This is a genomic window from Serinicoccus sp. CNJ-927 (assembly GCF_001942435.1).
In the GTDB taxonomy this organism is placed as follows: Bacteria; Actinomycetota; Actinomycetes; order Actinomycetales; family Dermatophilaceae; genus Ornithinicoccus; species Ornithinicoccus marinus.
In genome coordinates this window covers 212,730-223,802 of record NZ_MKKF01000048.1, presented here as the reverse complement: position 1 = coordinate 223,802, position 11,073 = coordinate 212,730, and the positions used below count along the sequence as shown (strand labels likewise).

12 protein-coding genes are annotated in these 11,073 nt (G+C 67.7%); 6 read left to right on the top strand and 6 right to left on the bottom strand.

All coding sequences use genetic code 11. The annotated features are described in order from the left end of the window. Positions 1-190 precede the first annotated feature (190 nt). Positions 191-637, top strand: a complete 447-nt coding sequence (locus tag BJF86_RS13230; RefSeq protein WP_075819586.1) for a very short patch repair endonuclease — start codon at positions 191-193, stop codon at positions 635-637. A 30-nt stretch (positions 638-667) separates the two neighbouring features. Here the strand turns inward: BJF86_RS13230 and BJF86_RS13225 are convergent, their stop codons facing one another. After that, positions 668-1,825, bottom strand: a complete 1,158-nt coding sequence (locus tag BJF86_RS13225; protein ID WP_075819584.1) for an ROK family transcriptional regulator — start codon at positions 1,823-1,825, stop codon at positions 668-670. 95 nt (positions 1,826-1,920) lie between these two features. Between BJF86_RS13225 and BJF86_RS13220 the strand changes: the two genes are divergently transcribed. Beyond that, complete coding sequence (locus tag BJF86_RS13220; RefSeq protein ID WP_237768218.1) at positions 1,921-3,369, top strand: sugar ABC transporter ATP-binding protein; 1,449 nt, start codon at positions 1,921-1,923, stop codon at positions 3,367-3,369. Positions 3,370-3,485: 116 nt separating this feature from the next. On the opposite strand, the gene BJF86_RS13215 is transcribed toward BJF86_RS13220, so the two are convergent. Then, the gene (locus tag BJF86_RS13215; protein WP_075819582.1) at positions 3,486-4,796 is read right to left on the bottom strand and encodes an ISL3 family transposase; all 1,311 of its coding nucleotides are present in this window, start codon (positions 4,794-4,796) and stop codon (positions 3,486-3,488) included. Between the two features lie 191 nt (positions 4,797-4,987). Between BJF86_RS13215 and BJF86_RS13210 the strand changes: the two genes are divergently transcribed. Next, positions 4,988-5,482 (top strand): hypothetical protein, encoded by a 495-nt coding sequence (locus tag BJF86_RS13210; protein WP_075819580.1) that lies wholly within the window; start codon positions 4,988-4,990, stop codon positions 5,480-5,482. 752 nt (positions 5,483-6,234) lie between these two features. Here the strand turns inward: BJF86_RS13210 and BJF86_RS13200 are convergent. Continuing rightward, a complete protein-coding gene (locus BJF86_RS13200) occupies positions 6,235-6,474 on the bottom strand; it encodes a type II toxin-antitoxin system Phd/YefM family antitoxin (RefSeq protein ID WP_075819578.1) in 240 nt (79 codons plus the stop codon). 416 nt (positions 6,475-6,890) lie between these two features. Here BJF86_RS13200 and BJF86_RS17620 point away from each other — a divergent pair, with 416 nt between their 5' ends. After that, positions 6,891-7,403, top strand: coding sequence for a hypothetical protein (locus tag BJF86_RS17620; protein ID WP_143553841.1), 513 nt, complete (start codon positions 6,891-6,893; stop codon positions 7,401-7,403). Continuing rightward, positions 7,400-7,933 carry a hypothetical protein gene (locus tag BJF86_RS13190; protein WP_075819574.1) on the top strand — a complete coding sequence of 178 codons (534 nt, stop codon included), beginning with the start codon at positions 7,400-7,402 and terminating at the stop codon, positions 7,931-7,933. The genes BJF86_RS17620 and BJF86_RS13190 overlap by 4 nt, the downstream gene beginning before the upstream one ends. A gap of 30 nt (positions 7,934-7,963) precedes the next feature. Here BJF86_RS13190 and BJF86_RS13185 read toward each other — a convergent pair whose 3' ends face one another. Then, the gene (locus tag BJF86_RS13185) at positions 7,964-8,224 is read right to left on the bottom strand and encodes a hypothetical protein (protein ID WP_075811337.1); all 261 of its coding nucleotides are present in this window, start codon (positions 8,222-8,224) and stop codon (positions 7,964-7,966) included. Positions 8,225-8,269: 45 nt separating this feature from the next. On the opposite strand from BJF86_RS13185, the gene BJF86_RS13180 reads away from it, so the two are divergent. Further along, positions 8,270-9,046 carry an alcohol dehydrogenase catalytic domain-containing protein gene (locus BJF86_RS13180; protein WP_143553840.1) on the top strand — a complete coding sequence of 259 codons (777 nt, stop codon included), beginning with the start codon at positions 8,270-8,272 and terminating at the stop codon, positions 9,044-9,046. A 146-nt stretch (positions 9,047-9,192) separates the two neighbouring features. On the opposite strand, the gene BJF86_RS13175 is transcribed toward BJF86_RS13180, so the two are convergent. Both BJF86_RS13175 and BJF86_RS18000 read right to left on the bottom strand, forming a co-directional pair. Beyond that, complete coding sequence (locus BJF86_RS13175; protein WP_075819568.1) at positions 9,193-10,692, bottom strand: DUF5129 domain-containing protein; 1,500 nt, start codon at positions 10,690-10,692, stop codon at positions 9,193-9,195. A gap of 200 nt (positions 10,693-10,892) precedes the next feature. Beyond that, a complete protein-coding gene (locus BJF86_RS18000; RefSeq protein ID WP_158068419.1) occupies positions 10,893-11,063 on the bottom strand; it encodes a hypothetical protein in 171 nt (56 codons plus the stop codon). Positions 11,064-11,073: the final 10 nt, after the last annotated feature.

Genomic DNA, 11,073 nt, shown 5'->3' with positions numbered 1-11,073 from the left:
CCGACACCGAACCCGAGATCGGAGCTGATCACCTACCCGCCCTCACCACCTGAACCCAAACGAGGGATCACAGCGCTACACCACTCCACTGGGCTTGACCCCCACGGGGTCAGGTCACTCTTGTTGGCCATTCGTCCAGCCTCGCACGTGCAGCGCTACTCGTCGCGCCGGCAGGCCGTAAGTTGGGTGCATGGGTCAATCGAAGCTGCCACGACATCCTGGTGCATCTTCGGCTGCAGTGTCGGCTCGCATGTCGGCAGCCCCGCGCCGAGACACGGCACCGGAGATCGCGCTACGGCGTGCACTGCACCGAGCTGGGCGTCGCTTTCGCGTCGTCTACCCGGTGCCGGGCAATCAGCGCCGGACTGTTGATATCGCCTTTACTCGTGCCCGCCTCGCAGTCTTTGTCGATGGATGCTTCTGGCATGGGTGTCCTGCGCACGGCACCAGCCCGAAGGCGAACACGGAATGGTGGAACGCGAAGCTCGCGACCAATGTGGCTCGAGACCGAGACACCGACCTGCTCCTCGAGCGGTCTGGATGGCGAGTCTTACGTTGCTGGGAGCATGTGCCCGTGGAGGAAGCGATTCGAGCCATTGAAGCGGCTCTGGCCGAACCTTCGGAGCGCCGAGGCTGAGCAGTTTCCGGTCCTAGAGTGGAAAGCAGCCTAAGCGACCGTCGCGCTGGCGGCCTCGATCGCCTCGGGGGAGAGCACGTGCTCAGCCGCCATCGTTGCGGCTCCGAGCACGCCCGCCTGGGCCCCAGCCTTGGACGCCACGATGCGCAGGTGCTCGGTGGCCAACGGCAGGGACCGCTGATAGACGACCTCCCGGATCCCCGCCATGAGGTGCTCGCCGGCGTCCGCCAGCCTCCCGCCGATCACCACGGCCGAGGGGTTCATGAGGTTGACGATCGTCGCGAGCACCTCGCCGATATCGCGGCCGGCCCGGCGCACCTCCTGCACCGCGGCAGCATTGCCGGCGCGCACCAGCTCGACCACACCCGCGGTCGAGTCGACGGCCACGCCACCGTCGGCCAGAGCAGCGGCGAGCGCCGGCCCCGCCGCGATGGCCTCGAGGCACCCCTCGTTGCCGCACCGGCACATCACGCCCTCGCCGCTGCTCACCCGCACGTGCCCCAGGTCGCCGGCCGTGCCCTGCGCCCCGCGCTGCAGCCGTGACCCCGAGATGATGCCGCCGCCGATGCCGGTGGCCACCTTGACGAAGATGAGGTCGTCCACGTCCGGCAGGTAGGCGCCGCGCTCGCCCAGCGCCATGATGTTGACGTCGTTGTCGACGAGGACTGGCACGGCATACGTCCGCTGCAGGTGGGCGGGCACGTCGTACCGGTCCCACCCCGGCATGATCGGCGGGTTGATCGGCCGCCCGGTCGAGTGCTCGACCGGCCCGGGCAGCCCGAGCCCGATCGCCGCCAGATCAGCGACAGGCCGCCGCGCCTCGGCCAGCAGCTCGCCGACCACGGCGGTCACCCACCCCAGCACCACCTCCGGCCCGTCGGCCACGTCCAGCTCCGCCCGGCGCTCGCCGAGCACCGTGCCGCCCAGGTCGGTCAGCGCCGCCACGGCGTGCGTCGCGCCCACGTCGACCCCCGCGACGACCCGCGCCGCAGGGTTGAGCGCGATGAGCGAGGGCGGCCGCCCGCCGGTCGAGCGCGCGCCCCCGACCGGCGCCACAAGCCCCATCCGCAGCAGCGTGTCGACGCGCGCCGCGACGGTCGACCGGGCCATCCCGGTCTCCTCCGCGAGCTGGGCCCGGGTCCGGGGCCGGCCGTCCCGCAAGAGCTCGAAGACGTCGCTGGTCCGCACGACTGGAAGTAGACCACGCCCCCTTCTGCATGAGCAAGAGACAACTTTTGCCGAACTCTCGACAAAAGCGTCCAAGTCGTGCCATAGTCGCTCCCGTGACGTCCAACGACGCCGTCGCACCGACGGACAGCACCCCGCCGCGCCAACCCGTGCTGCGCGCCAGCGGGCTCACCAAGCGCTTCTTCGGCAACGCCGTCCTCGAGGGTGTGACCCTCGAGCTGCACCCCGGCCAGGTCCACGGCCTCGTGGGGGAGAACGGCGCCGGCAAGTCCACCCTCATGAAGGTCCTCGCCGGCGTGCACCAGCCCGACGAGGGCACCGTCGAGATCGACGGCCAGGCCCAGCACCTCACCCACCCGGTCCAGGCGCAGCAGGCGGGCCTGTCCACCGTCTTCCAGGAGTTCAACCTCCTGCCCGACCGCACCGTGGCGGAGAACATCTACCTCGGGCGCGAGCCGCGCAGAGGCCCGTTGGTCGACACCGCGGCCATGACCCGGCATACCGCCGAGCTGCTCGACGGGCTCGGCGTCACCGGCCTCGACCCCGCCCGCACCGTCCGCTCCCTCTCGGTCGCCGAGCAGCAGATCGTCGAGATCGCCAAGGCGGTGAGCTACGACGCGCGCATCATCTCCATGGACGAGCCGACCGCCGCCCTCGCCGACCACGAGGTCGAGCTGCTCTACGCCATCATCCGCCGCCTCCTCGAGCGCGACGTCGCGATCCTCTACGTCTCGCACCGGCTCAAGGAGATCTTCGACCTCTGCGACACCATCACCGTGCTCAAGGACGGCCAGCAGGTCACCACCCAGCCGGCCGGCGAGCTCGACGAGTCCGCCCTGGTCCGCCTCATGGTCGGCCGCGAGATGTCCGGCTACTTCCCCGCGCGGTCGGAGGGCACCGAGGTCGGCGAGCCGGTGCTCACCCTCTCCGGCTCCGGCAACGGGTTTGTCGACGGCATCGACCTCGAGCTGCGTGCCGGGGAGATCGTCGGTCTGGCCGGGCTCCAGGTCTCGGGCCGCACCGAGCTCGTCGAGTCGATCTTCGGTGTCACTCCGCTCACCCGCGGCACGCTCCAGATCGAGGGTGCCAGCACCACCGTCACGAGACCGCGCCAGGCGATCCGCCGCGGCCTCGCGCTCATCACCGAGGACCGCAAGGCCAAGGGCCTCGCGCTCGGCCAGTCGATCCTCGACAACGCCCTCGGCGTCGTCCGCTCCGTCTTCCCCTCCCGCACCTCCCAGGCCCGCGCCGGTATGCCCGGCGTCTTCTCCTCGCTCGAGGTGTCCGCCCGCGCGATGGACCAGGAGGTGCAGTTCCTCTCCGGCGGCAACCGGCAGAAGGTCGTCCTCGGCTACGCCGTCCTGGACAGTTATGTGCCGGGCGAGCAGATCGTCCCGCGCAAGTTGACCCAACTGAACGATGTGGACCCGTCAACGACGCGGTCCTACATTCGCGAACTGGCACAGAAGTACCCCGAGGAGGCCATGATCCGGAACACACCCGGCAATGTGCTAGCGGCCAGGCGGGTCACCGCTACGTGGTGATCTTGTTCTCCAGGTGCCGCCACAGCGAGGAGGGAGCATCCCGGCGGACCTGATCGAGTATGCCAAGGTCCGAGAAATTCGGATAGTCGACATCAACGGCTTCGATTACAGGCTCTTCACAATGCAGGGTGTAGTTGGGGTCTGAATCCGCCGGTCTCGAGGAGAGCTCGGGCGATGTAGTGGGTGAGGTTGCGGAAGCCGAGGGCCAGGCCGCGTAGGTGCTCGAGTCGTCCGTTGACGGCTTCGGTGGGCCCGTTGCTGGTGCGGGGCCGGTCGAAGTAGGCCAGGACGTCGCAGACTCGGCGGGCCAGGGTGCGGCCGAGCCTGCGCAGCTCGACCAGGGGCCGGGGCACGCCCTCGGTGAGGGCGTCGATGACCGAGCTCATCTCGGTGCGGCCGCTGGCGCGGTCGGGGTGACGGTAGGCGGAGATCATCCGCTGGTAGATCCCCCAGGTGACCTCGACCTGCAGGTGCCGGTCGCCGGTGAAGAGCTTGTCGAGGCGGTCCTGCTGCTTCTCGGTGAGCAGGTCGGCGCCGGTGTGCAGGGTCCGCCGCGCGGCGTAGAGCGGGTCGCCCTTGCGGCCGCGGTGACCGTGCAGCTCCTGCTGGACCCGGCGGCGGCACCCGTCGAGCGCGTCGCCGGCCAACCGGATGACGTGAAACGGATCCATGACCGCGACAGCGTCGGGCAGCTCCTCGGTGGTGGCGGTCTTGAACCCGGCGAACCCATCCATGGCCACGACCTCGATCCCGTCGCGCCAGGCCTGATCCCGGTCGGCGAGCCAGTCCTTGAACGCCTTCTTGGAGCGGCCCTCGACCACGTCCAGCAGCCGGGACGGGCCGGTGCCCTCACGCACCGGGGTGAGGTCGATGATCACGGTGACGTACTTGTCACCCTTCATGGTGTGTCGCCACACGTGCTCATCCACACCGACGACGCGGACACCGTCCAGGCGCTGCGGGTCGTCGATGAGCAGCCGCTGTCCCTCGGCCAGGACGGCATCGTTCGCGGTGTTCCAGGACACCGCGAGCCCTTCGGCGACACGGGACATCGACAGGTGCTGGACCACGATCCCCACCAGGCCCCACCGCAGCCCGGCGCGTGAGATCTTCGCCCGCGGCACGGCCGCGGCGGTGGTGTCCTGGCGCCACACGTGCGAGCACTCTGCGCACCGGTAGCGGCGCACGGTAAGCAGCAGCGTGGTGGGCCGCCACCCCAACGGCTCGTGCGCCAGCTCCCTAGTCACGGTGTCCCGCGGCACTCCCTGGCACCCGCACCGCCGACACCAGTCGTCCGGTTCCACGACCCGACAGGCGAGCACCGCCCGGTCAGGTTCGAGCAGCTGGCCGGTGACCTCCAAGCCGAGGTCGTCCAGGCCGGTGAACGTGGTCAGGTCAAGGCGCGTGAAAGTAGTAGCGTCGGGCACGTCGAGGTCTTCCAGATGGGTGGCGTAGGAACCTCCATCATCGGAAGACCTCGACACTCACCCCGGCACCGACGCGCCAGCACCCACTACACCCTCATCTGTGAAGAGCCCGATTACACTGTTGAGTGCACCATGGTGGAGGGAATGGGTCGTTCATGTATTTTCGTTTTGGGCGTCGATGGAACGTTCGCATGATGCAGCCAGTTGAGGAGATCACTGAGCAGACAGCAAGGGAGCGGTTCGATCACGAGCACGTCTCCGTGACGCGTCTACAGGATGAGAGCAGCGTGCCCGACTATACCGTTGTTACGGCTCCCGCGGGAAGGCATGTTCGGGTCTACCTCTACAACGTTGATGGCTCGACGACAGAGCAGTTCGATTGGGCCGAAGTTGACGGTGAGACGCGACTTTTTCTCACGGGCTACGGGACCTGGATTTATCCAGAGGGTCGGGTTGGGCCCCAAGGATTTTCCGAAAGTGTGGGCAACAAAGGATGGGTTTTCCGGCAGGACGGTACTGCGGATTGCCGGGAAGCGATCAAGGGGCTGCCAGAGGTGAAAATCACGCGGTACAGCGATCTCGACATGTCGGGTCACTGGCGCGAGCGCCCGGTCTGGGGCGATTGGAACCGGTTCGGCAAGCACCCTGAGCCGGACATCCCGTCGGGACCGGCCGAGCCGGCCTGAAGTCGATCGACTCGTCTACCACGCCGAGATCATCAACCTCCGAGGCAACTTCTACCGGCTCAAGGCTCGAACCTCGGCTGAGTCCCACCGCCACCACCGAGGACTCACGACCATGACTAACCAAGCAGAGTCACATCTTTCGGCCGCCGTAGACAGCGACAGCGATCGCGTGAGGCAGGAGGCAGGGTGGCGCGTTTTCCGTGTCTGGAGCACGTCGGGTCGATGGAAACCGCGGATACCGTCGAGAAAGCGATGGAGCATCAGCGCGGGCGTGACGAGGATGAGGTCGTCCACGTCGGGCAGGTAGGCGCCCCGTCCACCGAGGGCCATGATGTCGACGCCGTTGTCGACGATGACGAGGTCCGGCTCATTGGTGAGCGTCGATCACCCAGGGCAGACCCAGTCCGAGGAGCGTGCCATCTGACGTGAGCAGGCTCAGCTGCTCCACGTGTGCCTGCGCCAGGAGCATCCGATCGAACGGGTCGTGGCGGGCCAGCTCGGCAAACTCGGTCAGGGCACCGGCATGCCGGGATGTCAGGGGATCTCGCTGAGACCGCTGGCGGTGAGTGCTGTCGGCAGATCACCGGGGAGCGAGAGCTTGCCGAGCATCGTCTTGATGATGATCTCGAGGACAGAGACCGCCGAGAACCTCACGACGCCTGCCCCGGTGATGCTCTTCCGTGCTTCCGGTCCCAGACGTGAGTCACCCGTCAGGGTCCAGAGCAACGCGTTGGTGTCGAGAAGGAGGCCGCTCACTCGTCCGCACCGGCGAACAGGGCGTTGATCTGCGGATCAGCCGCGTCCAGCGCATCAGTGTCGACGTCAGCGCCGGCCCAGCCTGGGACGCCGATGACGACCGGCGGAGAGGAGTGGACGACCAGGTCGACGACGGGCCGACCGGAGCGCGCGATGGTCACCTTTTCGCCGGCGAGCGTGGCCTCGATGAGGCGGGACAGCTGCGACTTCGCCTCATGCACGTTGACCTGGATCATGTAGTCAACGATATCTCCGCTTGGCTAAGTCTGGCTAGGTTGACGACGGTGTTCACGGTGCGCTCTGGTGACATGCCTCGCCAAGCCACCTACGCGCCCTCCGGCCAGAGCCCAGAGGACATCGTTTCTCGAAATCTGACGCAACCAAACGACATCGATCTCAGCACAGCGAAGAGCTACGGGCGGGAACTTGCGACAAAGTACCCTCCCAATGCAAGAATCTCGTGAACGCCACGTAACGTCGAGGAAGGTCTAGCTGGTCAGAGGTTGGACGGTCAGCTCGTACTCCAGGTACCGCCCCAGCGTGGCGGCGTGATACCAACCGAACTTGTGACCTACGCGAAGACTCGCGATATTCGCATTGTTGACATGAATGGGTTCGATTGCAAGACATAAGTTTGAGACATGGGAGAGGTATGACCTTCAGGTATGGAAGCAAGTGGAACAACCGGCTCCAGTGCCCCATCGACGAGATTGGCGAGGCCGCTGCTCGCGAGCGGGGCTTCGCGGGCTGGACATCTGTGACACGAATGTCCGACACGGGCAGGAACCCAAAATATACGATACTCGTTGGTCCCGATGCCAGCCATGTTCGGGTTCACCGCTACGACGCCGCTGGATCGGTCATCGAATCCTACGACTGGGGCGAGGTTCCAGGGCGACCAGAATTGTTTCTTGACAATCACAAGGTCTGGGTTTACGGAGACGATGTCTCGGAACCGCAGAGCTTCAAGGACTCGGTGGCGCACAAGGCCTGGGTTTTCTTTCAGGACGGCACAGCGAACTGCCGCGACACCATCAAGGGCATGCCCGAGGTGAAGATCACGCGGTATCGCGATCTGGATATGTCGGGCCGCTGGCGTGAGCGACCCGCATGGGGCGACTGGGACCGTTTCGGCGAACAGCCCAAGCCCGTGCTGACGACGTGAGCTACCGCTACGGCCGCGATTGGAACATACGGCTGCTGCAGCCCATCGCGGAGATTGATAAGCAGGAGGCAGAGCGTTGTTTCGAGACGTCGCCTCAGCTCTCCGTCAGCCGCCTTCGCGCTGACCGTGCGGTCCCGGACTACACGCTGGTCATGGGTGCTGGCGGTAACCATGTACGCGTCCGTGTCTACGACGACAACGGTTCTATCGTGGAGTCCTTCGACTGGGGCCAGGTCAGCGAGAGTGACAAGCTGTTCTTGATGAACTACAAGGTGTGGGTCTACGCGGAGGATTCCTCGGGGCCTCGGACCTTCTCCCAGAGTGCCGCCCACAAGGCATGGGTGTTCCGGCAGGACGGCACAGCGACTTGCCGCGAGACGATCAAAGGCATGCCGGAGGTGAAGATCACCCATTATCGCGACCTCGACACGTCGGGTCATTGGCGGGAGCGGCCCGTATGGGGGGACTGGGACCGCTTCGGCGAGCACCCTGAGCCTGACCCGCCGACAGGACTGCCGGGTCCGGGCTGAGGCCTGCCCACGCGGTCCCGCTGCGCGCGGTCACTCCTGGCTGACCACGCCCGTGAAGGCGCTCACCCATGGCCCGGTCCCGCCCGTCCACTCTCGCCGCGCGCGCTGCAGCAGGAGCATGGCCTCGTCCCACCCGATCAACGGTTTGATCAGGGTGTAGGCGCGCTCGGTCGTGACAGGGGAGCGGACCCAGCCCGGCGGCCACGGGTCGACCTCGATCTGCACCGGGCGGCGCCGACCGAGGAAACCGATTCGTGGCAGGTGCCTCACCCGCAGGTGGATCATCGTCACGCGGCCACGCTAGCGCCGCACCTCCAGTCGCCGGTCACGCAGGGAATGCCCTGGCCCGACGACGTGCGCATCGACATCCGCTGGGCCGGCATCTGCCACAGCGACATCTACATGAAGCGTGGCGAGTGGGGCGAGGCGCTCTACCCGTTGACCCCTTGCCACGAGATCCTCGGCACCGTCCTCGAGGTCGGCTCCAACGTGAGCGACCACCAGGTCGGCGATGTCGTCGGTGTCGGCTGCCTGGTCGACTCGTGCGGCGAGTGCGCCGCCTGCCAGGACGGCGAGGAGCAGTACTGCGCCAAGGGTGCCGTCCAGACCTCCGGTGCGGAGGACTACCACGGCGAGATCACCAAGGGTGGCTACAGCGGTGAGGTCGTCGTCCGTGACGACTTCGTCGTGAGGATCCCAGGGACGTATGCCGAGTCCGACCACGCGGGTGTGACGCCGCTGCTGTGCGCCGGCATCACGACATACCACCCGCTCAAGGAGGCCGGTGTCGGGCCGGGCATCGGCTCCGGCATCCCGCTCGATGACTACCTCGGGCTGCTCGACCGTGGCGGCGTGCTCGCCAACGTCGGTGCGCCCGAGGACTCCCTCCAGGTCAGCGCCTTCCCGCTCATCGGCAACCGGCGAGCCATCCGCGGCAGCATGATCGGCGGCCTGCCGCAGACCCAGGAGATGCTCGACTTCTGCGGCGAGCACGGCATCACCGCCACGGTCGAGGTCATCGACGCCGGTCAGGTCGACGACTACTACGACAAGGTCGTCGACGGCCAGGTGCGCTACCGCGCCGTCATCGACACCGAGACGCTCGCGGGCTGAGCCCGGCGGAGTCTGCCTGACCATCCCTGCCTGCCACGGACCGACGTCGGGGTAGCCAGACCTCCATCGGCGTACTTCCCGATGAGGCTTGTGCTGTCCCGACGTCGGTCCCGCGCAGGCGGCGAGGGATCGAGTGAGCAGCCGCCTCAGAAGCTCGAGGAGCTCCCGGCCCCGCTGAAGCTCCCGCCGGAGTAGCCGGAGGTGCCGCCGCCCCCGGAGCTCGCCGCGATCTGCTGCGTGCCCTCGGACACCCCGCTGCTCATCGCCGCGACCGGGAAGTAGGCCCACGCCGGGTAGGCGGTCCCGATGATCGATGGACTGGGGCGGGCCTCGTCGCGCTGCCGGGCCAGCGTGGTGCGCAGCGTCTCGCGCTGGGTCTCGTCCTTGCCCACCGCCTGCACCACGCTCTCGGAGAGCTCGTCGAGATGCTCGCTGAGTCCGTCGCGGGTGTCCCGCAGGGCGTCCAGCGCGTCGTCCGGCGACACCTCACCGCGCTCGAGACCGTGCTGGACCTCGTCCAACCGGGTCAGTGCAGCTGTCGCGAAACCCCTCAGCGTCTCTCCCTCGGGGAGGTCGCGCGCCTCCTCCGGCAGCTCCTCCTCCAGCAGCGGCGTGACCCGCTTCAGGTCTTCCCGGACGGGGTCGACCTGCCGCGCCCAGGCCTCTCGCCAGTCGGCGTCATGGGTGAGGAAGATCGCCGTGTCGGCGATGGCATCGTCGAGGTGGTCGAGCTCGACCGCCTTCTCCTGGTATGCCGTCAGCTCGGCCGCGACCGGCTTGCGGTTGAAGGTCGACGGCGCCAGCTGGGCGGCCCGTTGCTCCAACTCGGTCAGCTCGCGGACGCCACGCCGGTAGTCGTCGAAGCGACGCAGCACCTCGAAGCCGTATCGCGAGTCACCGGGGATCCTTTTGGCGTGACGCTCGGTGTCGGCGGCGTCGCGCTTGACGTCCGCGACGCGCCGGTCGGCGTCCTCCTTCATCCGTCGGCTCCCGGCGGATCGCGCGACGCCGACGCCGACCCAGGTCGCGCCGGCGATGAGGGCGACGACAGAGCCCAAGATGCCCAGGACCACGCCGCCGGCGCTGCGCATGAACGGCGCGTTGATCCGGTCCGCTCCCTCCTCCAGGCCGGCCACCGCGCCGTCGGTCCACCGCGCTGATCGGAAGTCGTCCTTCGTGGCCTCCTGGATGTCCAGCTGCTCCTCGTCGCCGATGGCGCGGTCGTCGCCGAAGTAGGTGCCCACCAAGCGGGCCTCGGGGTCGACCGCCAGCACGAACAGCCCGTCGGCCCAACGCTGCCCGTCCTCGCTCAGCCACTCCGGGCGGCTCTCGCGTGCGTGGTCGAGCACCGCGCGGTTGAGCGACTGGTCATCGGCGTCGCTGCCACCGCGATAGGTGAAGACGGCAAGCTCGGTGGGGTCGTGGAACTCCAGCTCCTCGACCGCCGCGTCCAGCCGGTCGACCTCCATGATCTGTGCCGTGTCGTCCACGGTCAGGCCGGTGGCTGCGTGGTCTGGTGCCTGGGCGAGGAACAGCCCCAGGCTGGTCCCGGCGACTGCGAGCACGCCGACCGTGGCCAGACCGGCCCGACCGGCGTTCGGCAACCCTCGGTGCCGGGCGGGCTCGGTGGGATGCGTGATCGTCATGGCCTCACTCTGCCTGGTGGGGCCGCACGGCACATCGGCCGCCCGGGGGAGATGACTCCGCCTCAGGGGCGATCTGCCCGGGGTGAGGCATCGATGTCGACAACCGACCACGGCATAGCAGGACCTGCATCGGCGAACTTCCCGATGAAGGTCCTGCTGTCCCGACGTTTGGTCTCCGGGAGGGGTCGAGGGGGAGGGGCTCAGCGGCCGGGGCGCCAGCCGAAGGCGAGCGCGAGGGGGATGCCGGTGGCGGCATAGAGCCAGTTGTCCAGCGCCAGTGCGAGGGCCACGCCGCAGGTGAGCCCGAGGACGAGCAGCTGCGAGCCGCGGGTGTCGGTAGAGGTGCTCGTGGTCGTCTTCGTGGTGTTCATGGCTCCACCC